This is a genomic window from Paenibacillus agaridevorans, assembly GCF_003112455.1.
GTDB lineage: Bacteria > Bacillota > Bacilli > Paenibacillales > Paenibacillaceae > Pristimantibacillus > Pristimantibacillus agaridevorans.
This window is the reverse complement of sequence record NZ_BDQX01000281.1, coordinates 229,806-253,992: the sequence shown is the minus strand read 5'-3', so window position 1 is coordinate 253,992 and position 24,187 is coordinate 229,806. Positions and strand designations below refer to the sequence as shown.

18 protein-coding genes are annotated in these 24,187 nt (G+C 54.0%); 5 read left to right on the top strand and 13 right to left on the bottom strand.

Annotation, left to right across the window (positions count from 1 at the left end):
• The 3 genes from PAT3040_RS23345 to PAT3040_RS23335 all read right to left on the bottom strand — a co-directional run.
• On the bottom strand, positions 1-4,432 hold a 4,432-nt coding region (locus PAT3040_RS23345), incomplete at its 3' end, for an S-layer homology domain-containing protein (protein ID WP_108994573.1).
• Positions 4,433-4,800: 368 nt separating this feature from the next.
• Positions 4,801-5,067: a hypothetical protein gene (locus tag PAT3040_RS23340; protein WP_087570562.1), complete on the bottom strand. Its 267-nt coding sequence runs from the start codon at positions 5,065-5,067 to the stop codon at positions 4,801-4,803.
• Complete coding sequence (locus tag PAT3040_RS23335; protein WP_087570561.1) at positions 5,067-6,260, bottom strand: NAD(P)/FAD-dependent oxidoreductase; 1,194 nt, start codon at positions 6,258-6,260, stop codon at positions 5,067-5,069. Before PAT3040_RS23335 ends, PAT3040_RS23340 begins: the two co-directional genes overlap by 1 nt.
• Positions 6,261-6,693: 433 nt before the next feature.
• Between PAT3040_RS23335 and PAT3040_RS23330 the strand changes: the two genes are divergently transcribed.
• Positions 6,694-7,695 carry an NAD(P)/FAD-dependent oxidoreductase gene (locus tag PAT3040_RS23330; protein ID WP_256975899.1) on the top strand — a complete coding sequence of 334 codons (1,002 nt, stop codon included), beginning with the start codon at positions 6,694-6,696 and terminating at the stop codon, positions 7,693-7,695.
• Between the two features lie 443 nt (positions 7,696-8,138).
• Here the strand turns inward: PAT3040_RS23330 and PAT3040_RS23325 are convergent, their stop codons facing one another.
• The 3 genes from PAT3040_RS23325 to PAT3040_RS23315 form a co-directional block, all read right to left on the bottom strand.
• Entirely contained in the window at positions 8,139-8,294 is a 156-nt protein-coding gene (locus PAT3040_RS23325; RefSeq protein ID WP_306299342.1) for a sporulation histidine kinase inhibitor Sda, read from the bottom strand.
• Positions 8,295-8,600: 306 nt separating this feature from the next.
• Entirely contained in the window at positions 8,601-9,278 is a 678-nt protein-coding gene (locus PAT3040_RS23320; RefSeq protein WP_373271301.1) for a YheC/YheD family protein, read from the bottom strand.
• A gap of 166 nt (positions 9,279-9,444) precedes the next feature.
• Positions 9,445-11,607: a DNA topoisomerase III gene (locus tag PAT3040_RS23315; protein WP_108994572.1), complete on the bottom strand. Its 2,163-nt coding sequence runs from the start codon at positions 11,605-11,607 to the stop codon at positions 9,445-9,447.
• Between the two features lie 227 nt (positions 11,608-11,834).
• On the opposite strand from PAT3040_RS23315, the gene PAT3040_RS23310 reads away from it, so the two are divergent.
• The gene (locus PAT3040_RS23310; RefSeq protein WP_108994571.1) at positions 11,835-13,001 is read left to right on the top strand and encodes a metallophosphoesterase; all 1,167 of its coding nucleotides are present in this window, start codon (positions 11,835-11,837) and stop codon (positions 12,999-13,001) included.
• Positions 13,002-13,192: 191 nt separating this feature from the next.
• Entirely contained in the window at positions 13,193-13,870 is a 678-nt protein-coding gene (locus tag PAT3040_RS23305; protein ID WP_108994570.1) for a metallophosphoesterase, read from the top strand.
• 191 nt (positions 13,871-14,061) lie between these two features.
• Here the strand turns inward: PAT3040_RS23305 and PAT3040_RS23300 are convergent, their stop codons facing one another.
• The 6 genes from PAT3040_RS23300 to erpA all read right to left on the bottom strand — a co-directional run bounded on the left by PAT3040_RS23300 (position 14,062) and on the right by erpA (position 21,229).
• Positions 14,062-16,035 (bottom strand): ABC transporter permease, encoded by a 1,974-nt coding sequence (locus tag PAT3040_RS23300; RefSeq protein ID WP_108994569.1) that lies wholly within the window; start codon positions 16,033-16,035, stop codon positions 14,062-14,064.
• Complete coding sequence (locus tag PAT3040_RS23295; protein ID WP_108994568.1) at positions 16,010-16,786, bottom strand: ABC transporter ATP-binding protein; 777 nt, start codon at positions 16,784-16,786, stop codon at positions 16,010-16,012. The genes PAT3040_RS23300 and PAT3040_RS23295 overlap by 26 nt, the downstream gene beginning before the upstream one ends.
• Positions 16,787-16,934: 148 nt before the next feature.
• Positions 16,935-18,050 (bottom strand): sensor histidine kinase, encoded by a 1,116-nt coding sequence (locus PAT3040_RS23290; protein ID WP_258235117.1) that lies wholly within the window; start codon positions 18,048-18,050, stop codon positions 16,935-16,937.
• On the bottom strand, positions 18,040-18,819 hold the full coding sequence (locus PAT3040_RS23285) for a response regulator transcription factor (protein WP_108994595.1): 780 nt from the start codon (positions 18,817-18,819) through the stop codon (positions 18,040-18,042). Before PAT3040_RS23285 ends, PAT3040_RS23290 begins: the two co-directional genes overlap by 11 nt.
• Positions 18,820-18,857: 38 nt before the next feature.
• Positions 18,858-20,690, bottom strand: a complete 1,833-nt coding sequence (locus PAT3040_RS23280) for a glycerophosphoryl diester phosphodiesterase membrane domain-containing protein (protein ID WP_108994567.1) — start codon at positions 20,688-20,690, stop codon at positions 18,858-18,860.
• A 176-nt stretch (positions 20,691-20,866) separates the two neighbouring features.
• Complete coding sequence (erpA, locus tag PAT3040_RS23275; protein WP_087570552.1) at positions 20,867-21,229, bottom strand: iron-sulfur cluster insertion protein ErpA; 363 nt, start codon at positions 21,227-21,229, stop codon at positions 20,867-20,869.
• A gap of 343 nt (positions 21,230-21,572) precedes the next feature.
• Between erpA and mqnE the strand changes: the two genes are divergently transcribed.
• Together mqnE and PAT3040_RS23265 are read left to right on the top strand one after the other, a co-directional pair.
• Positions 21,573-22,676: an aminofutalosine synthase MqnE gene (mqnE, locus tag PAT3040_RS23270; RefSeq protein WP_108994566.1), complete on the top strand. Its 1,104-nt coding sequence runs from the start codon at positions 21,573-21,575 to the stop codon at positions 22,674-22,676.
• Between the two features lie 66 nt (positions 22,677-22,742).
• Positions 22,743-23,810: an NAD(P)/FAD-dependent oxidoreductase gene (locus PAT3040_RS23265; protein ID WP_087570550.1), complete on the top strand. Its 1,068-nt coding sequence runs from the start codon at positions 22,743-22,745 to the stop codon at positions 23,808-23,810.
• Here the strand turns inward: PAT3040_RS23265 and PAT3040_RS23260 are convergent.
• The gene (locus PAT3040_RS23260; RefSeq protein ID WP_087570591.1) at positions 23,807-24,082 is read right to left on the bottom strand and encodes a YuzB family protein; all 276 of its coding nucleotides are present in this window, start codon (positions 24,080-24,082) and stop codon (positions 23,807-23,809) included. The two genes, PAT3040_RS23265 and PAT3040_RS23260, sit on opposite strands and share 4 nt — an antisense overlap.
• Positions 24,083-24,187: the final 105 nt, after the last annotated feature.

Genomic DNA, 24,187 nt, shown 5'->3' with positions numbered 1-24,187 from the left:
GGTAGACCGGCGCTGCCGCTTCGGCTCGCGTAGCCGCCGCCTTCGGCTTCAGCTTGCCGCCGTTGCCGTTCACCAGCCCTAGCCCCGTCAATGCGATGATGCTCTCCTTCGCATAGTCGGATACTTCCGCTGCGTCCGCGAACCCGGCGAGATTGCCCGCAGCGGAAGTTTCAGCTTCTATTCTCGCCGCCTTCATAGCTCTTGCCGCTATCACTATCATTTCCTCGCGGGTGATGGCAGATTCGGGACGGAAGCTGCCGCCGGGCATGCCTTGTACGATGCCAAGGCGTTCCGCGATGCCGACTTCGTCGTAATAATAGGCTTTGTCGCTGATGTCAGAGAACGATGTTCCCCCTTTAGCCGACAGTCCCAGCGCTCGGACGATCATTGTGACGAAGTCGGCCCTCTTCACGCTCGCGGATGGCTGGAAGGTTGACGCCGTCGTCCCCTTGATTATTCCTCTGGCTGCCAGAACTCCAATCTCGTCGCTAGCCCAGCTGTAGCCGTTTAAATCCCGGAAAACATGCTCTCTCAGAACGACCGCATACCGGCCGATATGCGTCGTCCGGAAGACGATGGCAGCGAGCTCCGGGTCATAATAGGCATTGGGAATCGGCTGCGTGACCCCCGACTCATCCAGATGCCAGATCGTCAGCTTCTCCAGCAGTCCAGGATCGGATAGCTCCGCGGCGCTTGGTTTGTATGGCAACTTAACAGTAACGGGAGAATCCGGATTGCTCCATTTCAGCGTCTGGCCGTCCGAAAGCACCTTTAAACCCAGGATTGGACGATCGCCGATAGCGCCACGAGCCTCATTACTCAGTCCATTCACATGTTCCGCCTCCAACAGCTCGAACCGAAATGTCGCCTTCCCGCTCTCGCCGAGCTCGCCGCCGGCAAACATATCTCCTGCAGCTTCAATGCTCGCCACCTCCGTCATAATTATTACCGGATTGTTCGTCCCGTCAAAGGAGGCTTCGACCGCAGCTGCAACAGGCGTGGGAGGCGGACTTATCGTAGCCTTTGGAGTTGGCGTCGGCTGTATGATCGTGGACGGCGATGTTGGCGTCGGAGAAGCTGTTGGCCCCGGCACGTCAGCAGGATGGAACCGAATCTCGCTTATGCTGTTCCATGCATTCGCCGAGTTTCCATAACCGACATACTTCACGTATCTTGCGTTCATTGGCGCTGCAAGCTCGAACAATTCGAACGTGCTTGTCGTTCCGCTGGAATTGCCGGCCGGATTGAGAGAGTAACCGGTCGTCCATTGCATTCCGTCCAGAGAGAAAGCCAGCTCAAACTTCGATTTGCGAATATGCCCGTTGTAGAACGCGATACTGACTGCTCCTACATGATGAACAGCGCCCAGGTCTGCCATCATCCATTGCCCTTCGCCGCTGGCAGACCAGCGTGTATCGTAGTCGCCGTCGAGCACGTTCTCCACGACGTTGCCATCGTCACCGCTTGAACTGACCAGGGAGACGGGCAGTACCTCCTCATCCGTATGGACCGGCACCGCCGACACAACCGCGATCGTTTTTGTCAGTGTAACGTCTCCAAGCGTGACGCTGACCGTCACATTGGCCGTTCCGGGAGTGATCGCTTCTAAGGATCCGTCCACTCCTGCCGTGAGAACTTCTGGCTGGGAAGACGAGTACGAAATCGCCGCTCCATCCATATCCGCTTCTGTCCCGTCAGACATCAGCCCCGTAACGGACAAAAAGGCGTCCGTGCCTGCATCCAGCTTTAAGCCGCTTTTCCAGCCTGGTCTCGTCCTGTCCGGCTGAAGCGCGATTTCTGCCAATACGGCCGGCGAATCCGCTGCTCGGAGATGCAGGGCATACAGCGCCGTAGCTGCTCCGTCCGCCGAAGTGACTTGTAGGTTCGCCGTTCCGGGAAGCGAATCCGGAAGCGCGAGCTCTACTGCAGCCCCTGCCACGGAAGTCGTTGCCTGGATCGCGGGTACTTTTACAGTGCCAAAAGGCAGTTCTATGTCGTAGACGCGTTTGCCAGGCTGAAAGCCTGTAAGCGGATTGCCGCCTAGCTTGATCGACTGCAGCTCCGTCGGCATTCGTTCCATGCGTCTGGCAAGCTGGTCCTCGTACAACGAGGAAGGAAACAGCCGGTCGCCTTGCCCGATGCCTTCGGCGAAATCGATTGGCGCCGTTATTTTACCGGAATGAATATCCGGGGTTATGCGGATTTCGGCATCGTTGCCGCTTGTTCCGATGATGTATCCGTAGCCGTGCTGCCTGGAGTCGACGATGATGCCGGTGCCGTCCATCGCTTTATATCCTAGCGTATTCCAGATGACCGTCTGCGAAGTCGTATGACCGTGCTTGTAATTGGGCTGCGAGGATGGATATGGCCTTACGCTGGCTTCGATCCGGTCTCCGTACAGCTGCATGCCGTCAAGCAGGTTGGAAGCGCTCAAATATTGATGAAAGTCGATGACATGCGTCGGTTCGACCGATATGGAATTTCGTATGACGTTGCCATTCGTCCGCATATGGGAGAACGTGTAGTTGTGGCGTCCTTCCACCGCTTTGGCATTCAGAATGAGATTGTCGTTGCCGACCAGCTCGAAGAGATAGCCATTGCCGCCAGCGCCGCGGAACAACGGCTTCTGCATGACGCAATCCACAATCGTCACGTTGCGCGTATTCGACGTATGAATGCCGCTGGACAGCAGATGGTAGTCATAATCCTCATCGTTGGTAGCCGGTCTGTAGGAATGTACGTTCCGCGCCCAAGCATCGGCAACTCTCACGAAGTTGACCGCATTGGTGCCCGCCACTTGGAAACCGGCCGTTCCTTCCTTCGTATCGTCGCTCTCTCCGATGCCTGGCGTCAGGTTCTGCACATTGCCGATGGACAGATGCTCGACTCCGACGTCCGTGACGGGCGGATTCAGCTTATACACTCTCGCGGAGTCCCGCACCTTAAGCGGATATCGCGTCGGGATATCGATCGTCAGCGTATGCGTCTCGGCATCAATCGCCACGACTTGACGATAAAACGTAATCCCTTCGTTGCCGATATACGTCGCCCACCAGTCTGCCATATCATGCTCCGCGATAAAATCGGCCGTATACCGATTGCTTATCGTCACCCAATCGCCTGTCCGATAAGCCGATGAATCCTGAACGGGAATCGTGACCGTCGGCTCCGGCAGATCGGTACGAATATTCGTCTCCGTTCCAGGTACCGCCTGGAAGCCAGCGCCTTCCGAGATGACGGTAATAATATCTTTGCCCCTCATGACCGGCTCGTCGTTGAACAGAAATGTTTCCTCCGGGCCGGCTCCCCGAAGAACGACGCCGCTTCGGTTCAGCTTCAGCGATTGGTTGTTTGTGCCTTGCGGCTTTATCTTATAGGTGCCGGCAGGCAAGAATACGACACCTCCCCCGGCTTCGCCTATATCGTCAATCGCAGCTTGAATCGCAGCCGTTGCATCCGTCGTTCCCGTCCTGTCGGCGTTATACGGAGACTCCGTGACATCTACGATATCTCCAGGCACAACATCCGGAATAGGTTCCAGCCCTTTGCGATACCCTGCAAACGAGAAGTCGTGCAAAAATCGACCTTCCCCGTCCTTATAGCCGGGATACCAATCCTCTGGGTACAAGCTGCTGCGCCCGTTCTCCCCCAGCTCCTTATAGACAGGATCCGCAGGCGGCTCAAGCTCGTCTGCGCTTAATACGAGCTGCGGCGGATAGGCGCCTCCCTCGTATTCTTTGCTGGCGAACGAAGTGAAGCCATCGCTTTGCACGACAAGGCCAAGCTCTGTCTGGCCAGCCGCGGCCTTCACGTATTCCGTTACATCCAGCTCGTAATATTTGGCGCCAAGCAGCCGGTCATCCGCATTGCCGGTTGCCGCGGTAGAGAACGTTACGGGACTGCCGTTCCGCCGGATCCCCCCTCCAATAGCTGGCGCATTGTTCCAGGTCAACGTAGATTCACTCCATGACGTGTCGCTCAGCTCATGGGCCGATACGACCCGGTTATACCGCGTATCGTTGTTGAACAAGCGAAGCGTTGCAGATCCGATATCGGCGACCTCTTCGTCCTCCAAGTCGAATTTCAGGTAAATAATCCGTTCGTTAGCGTTGTTCGAGGCAACCTGAACGGAGGTGCTTGCTCCGTTGATCTTGTCTCTTCGCGCCTCGTCTTGTCCTTCGATGAACGAGTCATCCGTCGGGATCAATATGACGTTCTCTTGAACATCTGTAACGAGCGTGCCAAGTACAGGCACCTCTGTGCCGACTCCGTAACTCGGAGCCTCCGATCCTGCTTGACTTGTTGCAGCTTCCGCGTCGACCTCGTGCGCATGAACCGGCGCTGCGATACTTGCCAGCAGTGCAAGCGACAATATCGCTGCGGTCCCTTTCCTCCGCCATATACGGGTAGTTCGGCTTCCCTTGCTTCTCATCCCCAGTTCCCCTTTCGCCCATGCCAAGTTTTGGTTGACGGGGTTTATGGTAACGGATGGGCCTCCGTAACGATACTATCAATTTGTTAGATTGGGGGTCAGCGGCTCGTAATCCTCACTATCTATTTTCTAGACGAACACTACGTTTTCCATATTGCTGGAATCAACACAAGCCAATCTGGAAAAAACACAAGTCTTCATAATTGGAAATTTGCCCCCAGAAGCTCAAACACTCCACTGCAGCCACTTTCCAAGTTCCAAGTCGGTCCCATCGACGACTAGTTCCTTTACAAAAAAAAGCCCCGAACAGCCCAATCAGGCCGTCCGAAGCTTTTGGTTAGCAGTATGGTCATGCGGTCTAGCGAACGTTAATCCTCGTCCTCGTCATCCGACAACGATTCGCCGCGTTCCTTCGCTTCCAGGTATTCCTGGGTAGCGCGATCGCGTGCACGGCTCTTCTCCTTAAGGCGCTCGATGGCCGGAAGGATCAGAATGTCGATCTCCTTCTGCACCGTATAAGCCAGATCGTAACGGGTCTGCGACTCCAGATAGGAGCCAACCTCGATCAAGGCGTTATAACGATCGAGCTCGTCTCTCGTTAACAAGCCGCGGACTTGTACGCTGCAGTGGCGCATTACAGGAATTTGCCTTTACGCAGGACAAGCGGAATGCCGCCGATAATGAACAGGTAACGAAGGTCGATTGCCTTTTTCAGCCAAGCAGCTACGCGGCCTTTGTATTTCTTGCCGAACGCGATGCCAATCGCTTCGCCTTTGCCCAAGGATGCAACCGTTCCTTTATTGGAGAACGAGAACGTCTTAAGCGGCTGATTGCGAATGGAAGCTACCAGGTTGTTGGCGCAAATAACGCCTTGCTGCATAGCGATCTGTGCAGTCGGCGGATATGGACGGCCTTCAGGGTTGAACATCAGCGAGTTGTCGCCAACGATATAGACGTTCTCGGAGCCCGGGCTGCGCAGGAATTCGTCGACCTTGACGCGTCCGCGCATCGTCTCGAAGCCCGCTTCTTCGATCAAGCGGTTGCCGCGGATGCCGCCGGTCCAGATAACCGTCTGCGACTTGATTTCTTCGCCTTCGCCAACGATAACGCCATCCGGCGAGCATTCTTTGATGGCCGTGCCGATGCGGAATGTAACGCCCTTCTTCGTCAGAACGTCCATCGCATATTCTACCAGCTCCGGATCGAAGCCTGGAAGAGCCGTAGGAGCGGCTTCAACGTTGTAGATCTTGACAAGCGTTGGATCGACGTCGAATTGTTTGCACAGCTCTGGAATACGGTCGGAGAGCTCTCCGATAAACTCGATGCCGGTAAAGCCCGCTCCGCCGACAACGAAAGTCAGGTAATCGGTGCGATGCGGCTCGCGCTTGTAACGCGCGAATTGATATTCGATATGTTCGCGGATCAAGCGAACGGAGTTAATGCTGCGAATGTTCATGGCATGTTCGCCCAAGCCAGGGATACCGAAAGTTTCCGGTTCGCCGCCAAGACCGATTACAAGATAATCGTAAGACAGTGTTCCGTCTTCCAGTATAACCTTTTTGTCTTGCGGACGAATTTGGACGACTGTCGATTTAACGAAGTCGATCTTAAATTCATCGATCAGCTTGGAGATGCTGACGCGCGCGTTTTCCGGATTGTCCGTGCCGGCTGCAGGCATGTGCAGATGCGTCGTGATATAGTGATAATCGTGTTTGTTGACCAGTGTGACGTCGGCTTCATTATAATTCAGCTCTTTTTGCAGACGAAGCGCAGTCAGCACGCCTCCGTAGCCAGCGCCAAGAATTACAATTTTCGGTATGTTGCTCATTGTGGGATCCCATCCATTCGTTTTTTTCTTTTCAATTTAGATAATCTTGTGAAAAATTACACAAACATAATCGAAAAAGTAAGATAACTTTCAGTAGTTTGTGTCCTCATAACCATTATCATGCAAAGGAGCCAAAAACGTTTTTGGAAATTTCGACGGCGTTTGCCGTTTTTCTCCTTAGACCATCTCACATATACATCAGACATATTACAGACTTTTGAACAAAGTTTCAAGGGTATTTTATACGAAAATGTTTAGAACACTGTACAAATGAAAAATCCCTTCTAAAATAATGTTCTTAGCCGATCGTATAATTTGACTCCCGGCCTCGATCTCACAAATTTTATAACTGCAGTAAAGTTATATATATCATACTCTCAGGCAAAGGCTTATAATGATAACCGTAACACTCAATTTACGGAGGTGCAGACAGTTGTCGGAGCAAGTAAATGAAAACGCTGTGGTTGATATTCTCATTATCGGAGGAGGACCTGCGGGGATGTTCGCCGCGTTCTATGGCGGCATGCGCCAGGCATCCGTAAAAATAATCGAAAGCATGCCTCAGCTAGGCGGTCAGCTAGCCGCTCTTTATCCTGAAAAATATATATACGATGTAGCAGGGTTCCCTAAAGTGACTGCACAAGAGCTCGTCGATCGGCTAAAGGAGCAAATCGATCTGTTCAAACCCGAGATATGTTTGGAAGAAAAAGTCGTAGCCGTAGTAAAAAAAGATGAACGTTTATTCGAGGTGACGACGGATCGGACCGTCCATTATGCCAAAGCGGTTATTATTACGGCTGGCGTAGGCGCATTCGAGCCTCGTCGGTTGGATCTTCCGGAAGCGGCCAGGTTCGAGGGCAGGAACCTCCATTACTTTGTAGGGGACTTGCAGCGCTTCAAGGACAAGCGCGTTCTGATCAGCGGTGGCGGAGATTCCGCCGTGGACTGGTCTCTCATGCTGGAGCCGATCGCAAAAAGCGTCACACTCATTCATCGCCGCGACAAATTCCGCGCCCACGAGCACAGCGTGGAGAACTTGATGAACTCCAGCGTAAACGTCGTTACGCCCAAAGAAATTACGGCTTTGCACGGTGAGGATCTCATTACGAAGGTCACGCTCACAGACGTCAAATCGAACGAAACCTCCGATCTCGATGTAGATGCCGTCATCGTCAACTTCGGCTTTGTCTCGTCTCTGGGACCAATCGCAGAATGGGGCATCAACATTCAAGGCGGCTCTATCGTCGTCGATACGCGGATGGAGACGAACATTGCAGGCCTCTTCGCGGCAGGCGATATTACGACCTACCCCGGCAAGCTTAAGCTCATTGCCGTCGGCTTTGGCGAAGCCCCGACCGCCATCAACAACGCAAAGGTATATATCGATCCAAGCGCGAAGCTCTCGCCGGGTCATAGCAGCAATATGAAACTGTAGCTTGGCCCGCGCGGCCAACTTTGGCGCAACATACATTACAAGGTTAAGGGTATCCTAAACTTGGCGATACGGGAGCGCGGTACGGCATCTGCCGTCCGAACGCGAAACGTGTGCGAGGGGCAATTGCTGCCTTTTCGTCCGAGGAGGGTACCCTTATGTTATGTCCGTTATGCAACGGAATTGTCGATACTATACAACTATGTGATATATGCGGAGGCGTGCTTACAGAATGCGGCAGATTAACGGATTGGACAGGACCTTACGAGCCTTACGGTCCACTGTCTGCCGGTCCCGTGACCGGGAGACCTTATGATGCCTCTGGAGATACATGCGTCCATATCGTCTACTGTGAAAGCTGCGGGCATCTTGGCGAGGTCATGGTGGCCGGCTGGCCTGTTGGATGATTGTCATGTCCGGCATGGGAAGTCAGAATTCCCGGGAGATCAGGCCGGCTGTCTGCGATTCGCGTGAGCGGCGATATCCACGCCTCTGCGCTTTACTTCAATAGCAAGCATTCGTATGAAATCGGGCTCCAGCTTATATTCAATAGCGGCAAAATAGGTGTCAATGAGCAGGTCGTCGGATAATAATTCCATCATGAAACCTCCTTTTTTCCATCTCTTCCCTTTACATTTTTTAGTGTAGCATGCGACGAAATTCGGGACAACACGCCTTATTATGCACATAGGGATGTGGATACACTGTTAATGAAGTGTGAATAGATATCATAAAATGAGCAAAATCAGATGGTACAATGTGGATAGAGTTATCCACATCCCAAATAAGCTTCTATCCAATAAAAAACTTTAATCATCTTTGATAGTTCTATTAACGAAACTATTAGCATAGCTGCTCATTTAGACTTGGAAAGACGAGAAAAAGACGGAGCCTCCTCCGTCTTCACCTTAATGCGGCCTCGTATTGACTTCAAAGATCCATATTTTCCCGTTTCTATCGATCCCGTAATCGAAACCTAATTGCCCGATTCCAGGATACTTCCGCTCCAGCACCCGGGTCGACATAACCGTCAGAGCACGCATCTTTGCTTTTTTGCCCTTCACCTGCGATGCGCCGAGCGAAGCGCGAATGCCTTGTCCGGCAGTCACCATGTCTCCTCCCTGGCTGAGGTTGGTCACGAACAATCCCCGTCTCGCGATACGGCCGACAAGCGAGCGATACTCCCAACCCGAACGAGTCTTCACGTATTTGACACGATAATCGATCGGTCTGCCGTTTACGGTAGCCAGTTGAATGCCCTTTTGAATCAAATAGCTCCTTTTCCCCGTTCGGCTGCCAAGTGCATGGACAAGTCCATCAAACGTCTGGAAACGCTGTGTGCGATCGCGGTACGTATGCGTAAATCCTCCGAGGTCCCTCGTTACCTTGATGACACCGCCTCCGCCGGATCCGACGATCGGCTTGACGACCACCATGCCATGCTGCTGGAGCATGCTCATTAGAGCATAAGGGCTATATTTCCGCGTTGGCGGAATATGCTGCACGAGCGACGGCTCGGCGAGCAGCGCTTCCGTCTTCGCCCACTTGCTTGCGAGCTGCCTGCCTCCATGATTATGAATCATCATTTTTTAAGAGCTCCTTCCCTCCTACTCTTTCTCTCTAGTATATGGCAGGAATGTCCTCCTCTCGTGGATGATCGCCTTTAGCAGAAGCCCGAATTCCATAGAGAAAAGCGCCGCGACGTATCCGTTCCATTCGCGACGCCTTATTATCATTCCGTTTCGTAGAAAGCTATTTGTTTTGCTTGGCTTCCAGCGCGGCCTTCAGCTTATCCGCCAGGCTGTTGCCAAGCGGCGCGCTCTCGCTGTATTGCTCGACGAGCCGCTGCTGCTCCCGCTTGTTTATGCGGCTCCCGTCCTTGTCGCCAAGCATCTCAATGACGTTGCATGGCTTACATTGCGCGTATTTGCCGGCCTTGCCATCGTGAAGCTCCATCTTCTTGCGGCATTGCGGGCAGCGCTTGTTGAGCAATACCGGCTCCGAATGTCTGCGGTATCCGCATTCCCGATCCGAGCATGCCAACGACTTGCCGCGTTTCCCTTTCACCTCTACCATCGGCTTGCCGCATTCCGGACAGAACGACCCCGTTGCGTTATGAGGCTTGTACTCCTTCGTCTCCCGCTTCACCTCCGCAACCCAGCTTGCGGCCTGCGTGCGGATTCCTGCCATAAACTTCGCGGGATCTCCCTTTCCCTTGGCGATCCGCTCCAGCTCGCTCTCCCATGCCGCCGTCAGCTCGGGACTGCGCAACTGCTCGACGACAAGCTCGATCAGCTGCTTGCCCTTAGCCGTAGGAGCCAACGTGCTGCGGATCCGTTCGATCGTGTCGGTGGAGAGCAGCTTCTCGATAATATCCGCGCGTGTCGCCGGCGTACCCAGCCCGTGCTTCTCCATATGGGTCAGCAAGGACGCTTCCGTATACCGCGCAGGAGGAAGCGTGCGAAGCTCCTTGGCTGCAACGGATTTAAGCGGCAGTGAACCGCCAACGGACAGCGAAGGCAACGTTTGGGAAGGTTGTCGATCGCGAGCGCTCCCGCCATCGCCTTCTTCGCTGTCATCGTCGTCTTGCAGCGGCTCGCTTCCGCCGGCGTATACTTCTTTCCAGCCCGCCGCCTTCTCTATTCGGCCTTTCGCGTGGAAGGACAAGCCACCGGCTACGATCACAACGCTAGTCTCGTCGTAACGGTATGGCGGGTAGAACAGAGCAATGAACCTGCGCACGATAAGGTCGTAGAGTCGCCGTTCCTCGTTCGTAAGAGCGCCTAACTGCACGTACTGCTCTGTCGGAATGATGGCATGGTGGTCGCTGACCTTGCTGTCGTCCACGATCCGCTTGGTTACCTGCAGCGGAGCTCGCAGCAGCTTGCGCGCTAAAGCCGTGTACGGCCCGGTTGCGACGCTTTCAAGCCGTCCCTTGAGCGTTGCCGTCATATCGCTCGACAGATAACGGGAATCCGTCCGAGGATAGGTAACAAGCTTGTGCGTCTCGTACAGCCTTTGCAGCACGTTCGAAGTCTGCTTGGCCGAGAAGCCCAGCTTTCTGTTCGCGTCGCGCTGCAGCTCAGTCAAGTCGTAGGCCTGCGGATGCGGCTCGGAGCGCTCTGCGGTGCGCATTCTCTCCACCTTCGCCGTTCCCGCCTTCTTGGCCCGCTCGACAACGGCCTCCGCAGCTTCGCGCGTCCATAACCTTCCATCATGGGAATCGCTTTCGCGCCATTGTCCGTTGAAGCTGCCGAAGTTAGCCGATACGGTCCAATACGGCTTCGACTGGAATTCGGCAATTTCCCGTTCGCGCTCCATCATGATCGACAGCGTCGGCGTCTGAACCCGACCCGCGGCAAGCTGCGCGTTGTACTTGGTCGTCAAAGCGCGCGTCATATTAAGGCCAATCAGCCAGTCCGCTTCGGCACGGCATACCGCCGACGCGTATAACGAGTTATAATCCTTGCCTGGCTTCAGAGCGGCGAAGCCGTCCTTAATCGCCTTGTCCGTCTGCGACGAAATCCACAGCCGCTTAAACGGCTTGCGCCAATGGACGAGCTCCATAATCCAGCGAGCCACCAACTCGCCTTCGCGCCCCGCGTCGGTAGCGATAATCAGTTCATTCAAATCGTTTCTTTTGCACAGATGCGCCACCGTCTTAAATTGATGGGATGTTTCTTTAATGACCTTCAGATTCATCTTGTTCGGCAGCAGCGGCAAGTCCTCCAGATTCCATGTTCGGAACTTGACATCGTATTCTTCCGGCTCGGCCAGCGTAACCAGATGTCCAAGCGCCCATGTCACCACGTATTTCGGTCCCTCGAAGTATCCTTTCTGCTTCCCGCCGCAGCCGAGCACTCGCGCGATTTCTTTCGCTACGCTAGGTTTCTCGGCCAGCACCAACGATTTCATATGTCGCTTCCCCCATCTCTTACTATCATGGTGACAAGATACCACAAGGCACGCCGAAGACGCAACGAAAGTGCAGGAATATCGTTCTCGAGAGCCTATGTCGACAGCTGCCTTGGCATTCTCCGCGCGCCGGATTGGAAGACCCCTCTCGTGCTGTGCTATAGTATTCAACAGCTTCAACTCTACTTTTATTCATTTACCAGATTCGCAAAGGAGCCTGATCATTCATGAAAGCTCGCACTTTGTTTACGATTATCGTCTTTCTCGCGATCTATTCCGCCATTGCCGTCTACATCGGCTGGAACGGTTGGCTGCTCATGTCGGAGCTCACCGGCTGGAGCGCTTGGCCCGCTTACGCAATAGTCGTCGCATTGATCGCGTTCGCTTATATTATCGGACGGCTGGGTCAGTCCACGCCGCTGAGATCTCTAGCCGAACCCGCCAAATTAATCGGCTCGTACTGGTTCGCCTTGCTGCAATACGGCCTGCTTCTTCTGCCGATCACGGACGCAGCCGCTCTTGTGCTAAAGCTCGCGGGAGCGGACAGAGATGTCTATGTCGTCGGCGTAGGCAGCGTCGCTGCCCTTCTGCTGCTGCTTATTCTGGCGGTAGGCACGCACAACGCTTGGAGCCCCGTCATCAGGCGATACGACATTGCCATCGAGAAAAGCGCCGGAGACAGAAGCCGATTAACGATCGCCGTCGCGTCCGATCTTCATCTTGGCTCTGTCATCGGTCATCGCCATCTTAATCGGCTGATCGCCAAAGTAAACGAGATTAAACCCGACATCATCCTTCTACCGGGCGATGTGCTGGACGATGATCTGGAGCCGTTCGTGAGAAAAGGAATGGGAGCGACGTTTGGCAAGCTGAAGGCGCCGCTCGGCGTCTACGCCGTTACCGGCAATCACGAATACTTCGGAGGAAAGGTTCCGGAATATGTGAACGAGATGCGCAAAATCGGCGTACATGTCCTTATGGACGAAACGGTGGTCATCGAAGACAGCTTCGTCCTGATCGGCCGCAAAGACAAAGCTTCGGAAGGCCGCAGCCGGGATCGACGCCAATCCATCGCCGAGCTGGTAGAGCCGCTGGATGCCTCCAAACCGCTCATTCTGCTGGATCATCAGCCGCTGGAACTGGGCGAGGCCGAGGCAAGCGGCATCGATCTCAGCCTATCCGGCCATACCCATCGCGGCCAGATGTTTCCGAATCATCTCATCACGCGGAGAATGTTCGAGCTGGACTGGGGCTACAAGCGCAAGGGCAAGCTGCACGCGATCGTATCTTCGGGGTTCGGCTTCTGGGGGCCGCCTGTCCGAACGGGCAGCCGCTCGGAGGTGCTTCATATCGAGGTCAGCTTCCTAAAAACATCTGCGCAGCGCGGGAGCTGATTCCATTCGTGCTTGTCGTCCATTGTTAGTTCGAAGGGACCGCGGCGGGCAATCGCCGAGACCTCTTGCGGACGACGGCTGTATATTATACATGAGAACCCTCTGCCGACAGGCGAGTACGTGATTTTCGGGATCTCTCCTGACCTCCGCATCCATGTACAAGTACGAGGACGAAAGGTAGTCGATCGCAAGTGATCCATCAGTCATCCATAATCGCGGAAACACGATTGCTCGTCATATCCGACATACACGGACACAAGGATGGCTGCCAGAGACTGCTGGAGGCTGCCGCGTACGACCCGCTCGTCGACACGCTAATGCTGTTAGGCGATTATATCGACGCGGATCAGCCCGCAAGCTGGAGCACGCTTGACTTTGTGCAGAAGCTTGTAGAAGGAGGCGCCAAGGCCATTCCGGGCAATCAGGAGCTAAAGCTCGCCTCGATGCTGAGGCGCAGAGGCTCAGCCTATCGCAGATATGCGAATTGGATTGGAAGCTTGCCGCTGTACATTAAACGGCCTCCCTATTTGTTCGTTCATGCAGGCATAAGGCCCGGCCGCACGCTGCGATCTCAGACCGCAAACGATTTGACGGAAATCCGCGAGGAATTTTATCTTCAGCCGGAAAGTAGGCTGCCAGGCAAATACCGTATCGTATTTGGCCATACGCCAACCTTTAAGCTGGGAGCTCCGTCAGGCCTGCTATGGGCGGATTCGAGAAGGATCGGCATCGATACGGGCGCGAAACACGGCTGTCGTCTGACGCTGCTCGACCTGTCCGGGAGCATCGCTTATTCCTGCCAGACCTTTGGCGGATACGTCAGCGGCAGCGAGGTGCGGATGGAATCCGTAGCCTCGCTGCTCGCGTGAGAAAACCTCTATCGAGGCCTCTCGACGATGAGCGACCGCGTTTAAAGGTAGGTTTTATCGCCAATAAGAAAGTCGTTTTCGAGAATCGAAAACTAATACTTTCTTATGTGGTAACAAAACCGGCCAGCCGCCACCCTCATGGGGAAGCAGCGGGCCGGTTTTCGTTGTCGGCATACCCTTTATTCGGTTGCTTAAACCGCCGTTACCCGAGTCAAGCTGCGCATATAGCTGCCGCTTGCCAGCAAGAAGTACAGCGTCTGCATGACGATATAGGCGCCGATCACGACAAAGGAGTACAGCCAATTTGACGAACCCATCATGTTGTCGAGCGATTTCATCGCAAAGAGCGCATGCACGATGCCGACAGCGCAAGGGACGTAGAACACGATCGCGATCTGGCTGACAACGATGCGCCGAATTTCCTTGCGCGTCATGCCGATGCGCGCCAGTCCCTTATATTGGGACTGATCCTCCTGCAGCTCCGTAAACAGCTTGAAGTAGATCATGCTGCCTGCCGCGATAAAGAACAATAAGCTAATGAACAGACCGATGAACAAGATCAGCGATGTCTCCGCCTTCATGTCGACAAAACGTTCGGGACGCGTGAAGTCCTTTTCGCCCCTCATCGCCTCGGGCACGAGCTCCGACAGCTTCGCGACAGTAGGCGCCGCCTTCTCCCAGTTTTTTAGCTCAATGCCATAGAAAACGCGTTGCTCCTCCTCCGGTATGCCGGAGATAAGATCTACGAAACTCAGGTCATCCATGACCATTGTATAGAAATTCGAATCAATCCAGTTGTTCGCGACTTTGACGTTCGCGGAATCCGCGACCGGCATCTCGAAGCGTTTTCCATTCAGTACGCCGACAGCCCTTCCGGGACCTAACGTCGTGCCGAAATTATTGGAATACAGCAAAGTCAACTTGCCGCTTTCGACTTGAATGGACGGTTCCCCTTGCTGCTTCGCAAGTTTGTTGTAATCCGTTGCGGATATGATGAAGAGGGATAAATCAGGGCTGGACTCCTCCCAGTTCTCCCATCCGATCTCCCGACTGGAGTTTTCAAAGGTGAGATGGTATTGTTCCAAAGCTAAACCGACCGTCTTCGTTTCTCTCGATATGGAGTAACCATCCGACTTCAGAATCTCGCGAAGCTGCTTCTGATCGATGACCTCCTGCGAATGGAGGCCTTTTTCAACGTAAGCCAGCGAATAAGGCGAGCTTTCCAGCATTTGCTCTCTGCTCTGAATCTGCATAATATAGACGGTTCCCATGGCGGTTAGAATAACGGCGCTCAGTATGGAGACGACGAACAGAATTCGTGCGTTGTCTCTGATCTTGTAGCCGAGCTGGGCAAAGATCAGCATGTTCGTGCGGCCATAGTAGATGCCCTTACGATTTTGAATCCATCCGATAAGCAGGACGCTTAGCTGCGTAAACAGAAAGTAGGTGCCAACGACGACCGTCACGAGAATCGGCAGCGACAGAACGACGAAGGAATTGGAGTCCATCATGTATGCCATTGCATATCCCGATAGAAGGCAAGCCGCGGCAAGCGTAACAAGCCAGCGCGAGTAGACGAGTCTGCCCTTCGGCTTTCTGGCCGCCTTAAGCATGTCAATAATCTCCGATCGGCCCATCCGAACCACCGTCCAGAGCGAGATGGCAAGGAACAGGGCGAAGAACCCGCCGGCGGTTAACCATACGGCTTTCAGCGGAACGGCGAAGGCGATGCTCTCCTGCATATCCAGCAGCGCCCCCAGAGCCATAAAGAACAGCTTGCTGAACAATACGCCGAGCAGAATGCCCATGCCGATCGCGAGTATCGCGATGACCATGTTTTCGTACACGACGAGCTTGCGCAGCTGCTTCTTTGTCATGCCGAATAACGAGAATAGACCGAACTCCTGCTTTCTCGTCTTTAAAAACGCCGAATTGGAATAGAGAATGAACATGAACGAAAAGATGATAATCAAGTACAGGCAGAACGTCATGCCGGAACGGACCTTGTCCGCTTGCAAAATATGCCCGCTTACTACATCGGGATGATAGATGAATGCCGCATAGATATAAAAGATCATGACCGAGAATACGCTGCTGAGGAAAAACGCGCCGTACGCTCTCCAATTGCCCTTTACATTGCTAAGCGCGAGCGAACGGAACGTCATCGAAATTCCCTCCCAACACGCTTAACGCATCCAATATTTGCTGAAAGAACGCCTGACGGTTGCCGCCCTTGCGAATCTCGGAGAAAAGCTTGCCGTCCTTGATAAACACGATCCGCTCGCAATAGCTCGCGGAGAACGGATCATGCGTGACCATGAGCACCGTAGCCTTCAGCTTCTCGTTCATCTCCTTCAGCGCATCCATAACATCCTTTGCCGCCTTGGAATCGAGATTGCCCGTCAGCTCGTCCGCCAGCACAAGCGAAGGCTGGTGAATGATCGCCCGCGCGATAGCCGCGCGCTGCTTCTGTCCGCCGGACACCTCGTAGGTGCGCTTGTTCAAGATGGCGGAGATGCCCAACATTTCCGCGATCGGGGATAATCGCTGCAAGATGGACGCCGGCTTCATGCCTTCCAGCACCAGGGGCAATATAATATTTTCCTGAATGGACAACGTATCCAGCAGATTGAAGTCCTGGAAGACGAAGCCGAGCTCCCGGCGGCGGAACAGCGCCAGCTTGTTCTCGATGAGCTTTACGGGATTGACGCCGTTAATCTCGATTGTCCCCGAAGTAGGACGGTCGATCGTCGCAAGCAGATTCAATAGCGTCGTCTTGCCGCTCCCCGACGGTCCCATAACGCCTACGAACTCCCCTGCTTCTACCTGGAGATCGATATCCTCCAATGCTTTGTATACGACATTGCCTTTGCTGCTATATATTTTGCCAAGACCTTGCGCTCTTAGTACGCTCATCGCTTTCTTGCTCCTCCTCTAATGCCTCTTATTGATTTCCATACCGTTAGTATAGACCCATACTGGAGGAGCAACCCATCGATTTGCCTTTCAAAATAGTCCCCGCAACCTTACAGTGTTGTCACGTTCGAACTCGCCGCATGGTCTCCTACGCCATCACATGAATGCCGGCCGGCCGGAAAGTCAGTATGACCGTCGTACCCGCACCCAGCTCCGATCGAATCTTTACGCCATGGCCAAGTTTATCTAGCACCTTCTTCGTCAAATAAAGCCCCATCCCCGTCGACTCGCCCGTCGTCCGTCCGTTCTCTCCGGTAAAGAAGGCGTCGAAGACGCGACTGATATCCTGCGGCGCGATGCCAATGCCCTCGTCGGCTATGGCTAGCTCAGCCTTGCCATCCTCCAGCTCGCGCAGACGGAAGGCAAGCGTCATCGAGCCCGGCTTATGTTTGCTGTATTTAATAGAGTTGCTCACCAGCTGCTGAAGAACAAAAGCCAGCCACTTCTCGTCGGATTCCACCCATAACTCTCCCTCTACCTTGGGATAGATGGAGTGGCGGATGAGCAGCCGCTTGTGATTATTAATCGTCGTCCGTACGAGCTCATGCAGCGGCAGCCTTCGAATATGCGTATCCAGCTCGAACTTGTCCAGCCTGGCCGTATGCAGCATCATCTCAAGCCCTCGCGTCAGCCGCTCCGTCTCCTCCAGCACGCTGGCTGCCATCGCTCGCTGCTCCTCCTCCGTGCTCCAGCCCCGCTCTGCTCCTTCTTGCATGTGCAAGTGAATCACGGAGAGGGGAGTCTTCATATGGTGCACCCATTGGAGGGCAAAATGGTTATGCAGCTCCTGGCTGCGACGGTGCCGGCTAAGCTCGCCAAGGAATGCGCGGTGCTGCTCCTGCAGGAGCTCCATGACAAGTCTCTGTTCGCCCGTGACGCCAGCCGTTACGATCGCGCTTGCCTGCAAGTCGTTCGTACGCGCGAGAGCTTCCTTCACTTGCTTAAGGAAATATCTTTGGCGGTAGTAATCCGCCGTCAACCAGGCAATAAGCGCGACGAGGGCCAATAATAAAAAATAATAGACGGTCCCAGGTTCCACCATGCCGGGATATCGTGCCATCTCCAGCATCAACAAAGATACGGCGAGCAGGACAATGACGATTATACATACGATATAGAGCAGCCTGTCCTTTAAGAACACCCACAGCATATTTCCTTCGCGCCCGGTAACGTAAGTATCGGAGGATGCTCCGTCATGCCTCATGCCCGTCATCCTCCAGTTGTTCCATCGACAGCTTGTAGCCTTGCCCCCGAACCGTCTCGATGATCTTCGGCAGCCCCAGCTCCTCCAGCTTCTTGCGAAGGCGGGTGACGTTTACGGTCAATGTGTTGTCGTCGACGAACTGCACGTCATCCCATAACGCTTCCAGCAGCTGCTCCCGCGGAATAATATGTCCCGGCTTGCCCAGGAGGCATTCCGCCAGCAGGCACTCGTTCTTCGTCAGTTCTAAGCGTTTCTTTCTCCACTCCAGCTCGTTGCGGCTGGGATACAGCTTCAATCCTCCCGCCGAAAGCCCTGCTACGCCGGATACCGCAATGCCGGCATTGACGCCCAATGCCGCTTCGCCTTGAAAGGGACCTGCGTGCTGCTGCGTTGGCGTCGCGTATTCCCCGTAAACCCGCCTGAGCGCGCCTCTCACCTTTGCCATCAACAGTTCCAGCGCGATCGGCTTCGTAATGTAATCGTCCCCGCCGTTCTCGATCGCCATCACCTGATCCATCTCCCCCGCCCGTGCGGAGATAAAGATGATCGGCACGCTGGAGCGCGTCCGAATTTGCCTGCACCAATAATAACCGTCGAAGTACGGCAAGTTAATGTCCAGCAACACTAGCTGGGGACCAAATGCTTCAAGTTGCGGCAGCAGGTCCCTGAAGTCCGTCGCGGCTGAGGCTTCGTAGCCGTATTGCTCCATTCTGCCCCTTAGAATAGCAGCAATCTTCTCGTCATCCTCCACGATAAATATTTTGTACACGGCATCCCGGCCTCCTTGCCTCATTATTCGCTCTCCCGTCAGAGGTCAAGCTCCACCATGGTCTGCGCCCGCGCCGGATAGTCCGTAATGATGCCGTCGATCCGATATTTGAGCACTTCCTTCATATTGCGGCTGCTGTTGACCGTCCAAACCCACACCTCGCGGCCATGACGATGCGCCTCGTCGACCAGCTTGTTGGTCAGCATGACCTGCTCGATCGTATAGAAGTCAACATCCAGGGTCGTTAAATCTCCTAACGCGAAGTAAAGAATCTGCCCGATGCGGATGTCGGGGTTCAGCGCGCGGATGAGCGACAACGACTTGCTGTCGAACGACTGGATGTAGACGTCCTCCTCCATCTCGAACGCGGTCACCAGCGCCACAACCTCGCGGACCAGCGATTCTCCGTCCCCATATGGCTTAAGGTCCAGCAGCACTTTGATGTTGCCCTTGGCTTCCGCCAGCACCTCCGAGAGCAGCGGGATCCTCACAATCTCGATCTCGCCCTGCTTCTCTTTCCCGGCCTCCTCGCCTTCCGCGAGCTCCGGCGGAATTTCGTAGGTGCCGATGGTCAGCTTGGACAGTTCATCGTACGTAAGCTCGCTGACCCGCTTCTTGAGGCCTGCCATGCGAAGCAACTGATAGTCGTGATGCAGCACGACCGTTCCGTCCGCAGTCAGCTGAACGTCCAGTTCCACCGACTGGTAACCCTTTTGAATCGCGGTGCGGACGGATTGCAAAGAATTTTCCGGCGCCGATTCGAAGTCGCCGCGATGCGCGGACACAAGGACGTTCCACTTCGCATAGACGAGACTGTCGTTCGCCTTGTAGCTGACGAGCAGCGCCAGGCAAAGATAGACAAGAGCCAGCGATGCATACACAATCCGCTTCCGCTTTACCCTGGACAGCAGCTTCGTAATACGCCTCTCCAGCCTTCCTAACAGCAAGCTGCGCGACATCTCCAGCCGATCCTCCACATCTATGCCGAAGCGCAGACCATATTCGTAATAGAGCCTTGTCAGATAGATCAGGTTAAACGGCATCACTAACAGTGTCAGCATATAGGCAAGCAGCGTCGACAGCGTCAGCGTATAGTGGTCCGTAAACAGTTTAAGCACATTATTGTCCAGCCATGCAGGCAAATAAGAAACCGTTGTAATCAGCACGAAGCCGATGCCTAGCACGAGTCCGTTGAACACGAACAGGGCGAAAAACAAATGAAGACGCTTGCCCTTCGTCATCGCCGAGCTGCTGCGGATCGCCTCGGTAATGCTCTGCCCTTCCAGCACGATAAAGTGCAGGACGAATATCCAGCGCAGCACAATGTACAACGTAATCGCCACGATCAGAATATAGAGGGCAATCATCAGCTGCGATCCGTTAAACACTCGCGTATTCAGAAAGATCGGCACATTAAACAGCCGGTAAAATGCTTCCGATAACGGCGAATCGACGAACGGAATAAGGACCAGCAGCAAGAAGAGAAGCTGGACCAGACCGAAGCCGAACAACCGCGGCGTTCTACGCAGCGTCGTCCAGAGCGAATCCGCGATAAGCACGTTTTGGCCAAAATAATGTTTCTGGGCAATCGTAATGACGACGCCCAGCTCGATAAACAGCACGAACGAAGCGATCACTCCGATCGCAAGCAGGCCGGCAACGCCTTCGTAGCTGTATCCCAGCCTGTAGATGTCGTTATTAAGCAACGATCCAGTGCCGACCACCCACATCACTTTGTTGAATATATAATTAAGCAGCGGAAGAATCGCGAAGCTTGTCAGCAGCATAAACAAATATTCGAAGACAAGCAACTTCTTGTAGATAAGGCGGAAATCGCGAATGCTCCTGCCAAGCGGTGTAATCAACGGCATTCATCCTGTTCTGAAGTAGAGTCTCCTATTATTATACGCTTACAAAGGTTGTTCAAAAAAGTCCAATTTTGAATCCTTAATAACAACAAACCTCCCTCGCCGCCCGGAAGGAACAACCCGGGACAGCTGGGAGGCTGGGGCGAAAAAGTCCGCCGATCAATCTAGAGCTCCGACGCTTAGCACTCGCCTTCGGCAGCCGGCTTGCCCGCGTCCTTCGCCGTGCGGAAGCTGGAGCCGCAGCCGCATGTAACGCTGGCGTTCGGATTATCCATTGTAAAGCCGCCGCCCATGGCGGACTCTTGGAAATCGATGACGAGACCGTTCAAATATTTGATGCTGTCCGAATCTACGACCACAGGAATACCGCTCGACTCCAGCTTGTGATCGCCGTCATTCACTTCATCGTCGAAGCCCATGCCGTACGAGAAACCGCTGCAGCCGCCCTCCTTGACACCGACGCGCAGGGATAATCCCGGCGTGGCTTCCTGCTCCAGCATTTCTTTTATTTTCTCAGATGCAAGCTCACTGATTGTGATCATGCTTCATCCCTCCATTCACTTACTTATCCATAGTATACTCCAGCGGGACGCGATGCTCAAGAAGCAACACGTTTTCCTGGCTTCTAATAGACGCCGGACGAGCCTCTTAGACAACTACCATACTTTTTTAGGTTGCCCCTGCTACGTGTGAGGTTTATAATGGTTACAGAAAATCGAATGATTTTTTTCTCGGAGTGAAACGCGCTGCGCCGCCCAATTACGGCATGGCCGTTTCATCTTGTGTTATTTTTTTCACAAACCAATAATAACAGTAACTATCGTGAATCCCAAGCCTTATGCGGATGGACCGCACAATCGGGCACGGGATCAAGGAGGCGTCGCCATGAACGTAATCGTACCTACGCAAGAGAAACAGATGATGTCTATCGTCGACAAAGTGCGTCATGGAGAGCGCTTGTCGCTTGAAGACGGCGTTTTCTTATATCAATCGGATGATCTGCTTACAATCGGACAACTTGCCAACGAGGTTGCGATTCGCAAGAACGGGAAAAAGGTATATTTTATCGAGAACATGAGCCTCTACTTCACCAACGTATGCGAAGCGCATTGCGCGTTCTGCAACTTCCGCAAGGACGAAGGAGATCCGGGAGCTTATACGCTTAGCGGCGAGGAAATGATCGCCTATGTGGAGCAGCACTTCCACCCGGGCGTGCGCGAATTCCATATCGTTGGCGGCCATAACACGCATGTGCCTTTCCAATATTATGTGGATTCGCTCAAGGCGCTTAAGGCTCGTTTCCCGGAAGTTACGCTGAAGGCATATACGGCTGCCGAGATCGACTTCTTCTCGCGGATCAGCGGCTTGTCTTACAAGGAGGTCCTGCAGGAGCTAATGAAGGCAGGACTGGAGTCGCTGACAGGCGGCGGCGCAGAGATTCTGTCCGATCATTATCGCAAGAAGATGCGCGTGGACAAAGCGGATGTATCGCAGTACCTCGACGTCCATCGCACAGCGCACAACCTCGGACTGCGCACTCATACGACAATGTTGTACGGATCCATCGAGTCGAAGGAAGACCGAGTCCGCCATCTTATCCATCTGCGCGAACTGCAAGACGAGACGAACGGCTTCCTCGTGTTCATCCCGCTCTCGATGCAGCCAATCAATCCAAAAGCAGGCATTCGCCGCCGTAATTCGGCGTTCGAGGATCTGAAGACGATTGCGATCAGCCGTTTGATGCTGGACAACTTCCAGCACATCAAAGCTTATTTTATCAACATCGGCGTTCAGTTGACCCAGGTTGCTCTTACGATGGGCGCTTCCGATGCGCATGGCACAATCGTAAAGGAGAAGATCAGCCACGCTGCCGGTGCTCTGACACCCGAAGGCATAACACGCGAGGATCTGATCTGGTTAATCAAGGGAGCGGGTCGCATCCCGGTCGAACGTGACACTTTCTACAGCGAAATCAAGATTTATGAATGAGTAATCCCTATCTCTCAGGCGCAACCTACTATCACACATCACGAACTCTTGGAGTTGGAAAACGAAATGAGAAATGTAGTTATATTAGGCGGCGGCTATGGCGGCGCCGCCATCGTGAACGAATTGATTGAACATGGGCTGCCGCATGACGTTTTCATTACGCTTGTGGACCGAATGCCTTTCCAGGGACTGAAGACGGAATATTACGCGCTTGCGGCAGGAACGGTCTCGGATCTCGAGCTGCGCGTGAAATTCCCGGTCGACTCCAGGGTCCAATATGCTTACGGCGAAATTACGGATATCGACATGGAGAACGAACTAGTTTACGTGGAAGGCCATGAACCTCTTTCCTATGACTGGCTCGTCATCGGTCTCGGATGCACGGACAAATATCACGGCATCGAAGGCGCCGAGGAGTTCTCGACAAGCATCCAGACATTTTCGGCATGCAGGAAAACTTATGCGCAATTAAATGATGTTAAGCCCTACGGGCAAGTGACGATTGTCGGAGGCGGATTAAGCGGAGTGGAAGTGGCGGCCGAGCTGCGCGAGAGCCGGCCCGATCTGAACATTCGTATTCTGGATCGCGGACCAAAGGTGTTGTCGGCATTCCCGGGCAGATTGCAGAACTTCGTCGCCGACTGGTTTATGGAGCACGGAGTCGAGATGCGCGGCCATGTGGGGCTGACCCGTCTCGAACAAGGCATTCTTTACGACGCCAATTCAACGGGGCCCATCTATACAGATGTTACCGTATGGACGGCCGGCATTCAGCCGGTGGAGCTTGTCCAGCGCATGGACTTGCCTAAGGACAATCAGGGTAGACTAATTCTGAATCCTTATCACCAACTGCCCGATCATAACAATGTGTACGTCGTAGGCGACTGTGCGGCGCTGCCGCTCTCTCCGAGCGGTCAAGCTGCCGGCGCTCAGGGCAAGCAGATCGCAGAGGTGCTGCACGCGATCTGGCACGACAAGACGCCGCGGCTTGGCAAGATTAAGCTGAAGGGCGTTCTTGGCTCGCTCGGCAAGAAAAGCGGCTTCGGCATTATGGGCGGCACGCCGATTCTTGGCCGTGTCCCCCGTCTCGTCAAGAGCGGCGTGCTCTGGCGTTCCAAGCGCCATCTTGGTTAATCGAGGTCGTCCAGCAGCTTGTCCAGCGCTTCGCGATCGGCTTGCTGCTGCTTGAGCGATTCGATTATCGCCTCGTATAATTGATCCACGTCGTCGACGGCTACGATTGTTCCGTCCACCAGCGCGTAAGGGCTAAGGTAACATTCGCCGCAATTGCCCAGACAGCCATATTCGGTCGTTTCATAATCGTCGTCTTCTTCGAAACGGCGCATAACCTCGTCCGTGCCATGGTGCATATTGCTGGCGCAAAATTCAATTAATGGTTTTATCATCATTCGGAATCACCTGACTTTTTAAGGTTGTTCAAAAATTCCAATTTTGATTACGAAGTAACTCGGGGGGAGTATGTCGACATCGAATCTTGCATTCAGACGGGA

What these genes read in the sequence shown, in the direction of transcription:
- PAT3040_RS23340 (WP_087570562.1), bottom strand. Translation starts at nt 5,067, where the DNA reads ATGCGCCACTGCAGCGTACAAGTCCGCGGCTTGTTAACGAGAGACGAG.
- PAT3040_RS23335 (WP_087570561.1), bottom strand. Translation starts at nt 6,260, where the DNA reads ATGAGCAACATACCGAAAATTGTAATTCTTGGCGCTGGCTACGGAGGC.
- PAT3040_RS23325 (WP_306299342.1), bottom strand. Translation starts at nt 8,294, where the DNA reads ATGATGGAATTATTATCCGACGACCTGCTCATTGACACCTATTTTGCC.
- PAT3040_RS23320 (WP_373271301.1), bottom strand. Translation starts at nt 9,278, where the DNA reads ATGATGATTCATAATCATGGAGGCAGGCAGCTCGCAAGCAAGTGGGCG.
- PAT3040_RS23315 (WP_108994572.1), bottom strand. Translation starts at nt 11,607, where the DNA reads ATGAAATCGTTGGTGCTGGCCGAGAAACCTAGCGTAGCGAAAGAAATC.
- PAT3040_RS23310 (WP_108994571.1), top strand. Translation starts at nt 11,835, where the DNA reads ATGAAAGCTCGCACTTTGTTTACGATTATCGTCTTTCTCGCGATCTAT.
- PAT3040_RS23300 (WP_108994569.1), bottom strand. Translation starts at nt 16,035, where the DNA reads ATGACGTTCCGTTCGCTCGCGCTTAGCAATGTAAAGGGCAATTGGAGA.
- PAT3040_RS23295 (WP_108994568.1), bottom strand. Translation starts at nt 16,786, where the DNA reads ATGAGCGTACTAAGAGCGCAAGGTCTTGGCAAAATATATAGCAGCAAA.
- PAT3040_RS23290 (WP_258235117.1), bottom strand. Translation starts at nt 18,050, where the DNA reads ATGAGGCATGACGGAGCATCCTCCGATACTTACGTTACCGGGCGCGAA.
- PAT3040_RS23280 (WP_108994567.1), bottom strand. Translation starts at nt 20,690, where the DNA reads ATGCCGTTGATTACACCGCTTGGCAGGAGCATTCGCGATTTCCGCCTT.
- erpA (WP_087570552.1), bottom strand. Translation starts at nt 21,229, where the DNA reads ATGATCACAATCAGTGAGCTTGCATCTGAGAAAATAAAAGAAATGCTG.
- mqnE (WP_108994566.1), top strand. Translation starts at nt 21,573, where the DNA reads ATGAACGTAATCGTACCTACGCAAGAGAAACAGATGATGTCTATCGTC.
- PAT3040_RS23265 (WP_087570550.1), top strand. Translation starts at nt 22,743, where the DNA reads ATGAGAAATGTAGTTATATTAGGCGGCGGCTATGGCGGCGCCGCCATC.
- PAT3040_RS23260 (WP_087570591.1), bottom strand. Translation starts at nt 24,082, where the DNA reads ATGATAAAACCATTAATTGAATTTTGCGCCAGCAATATGCACCATGGC.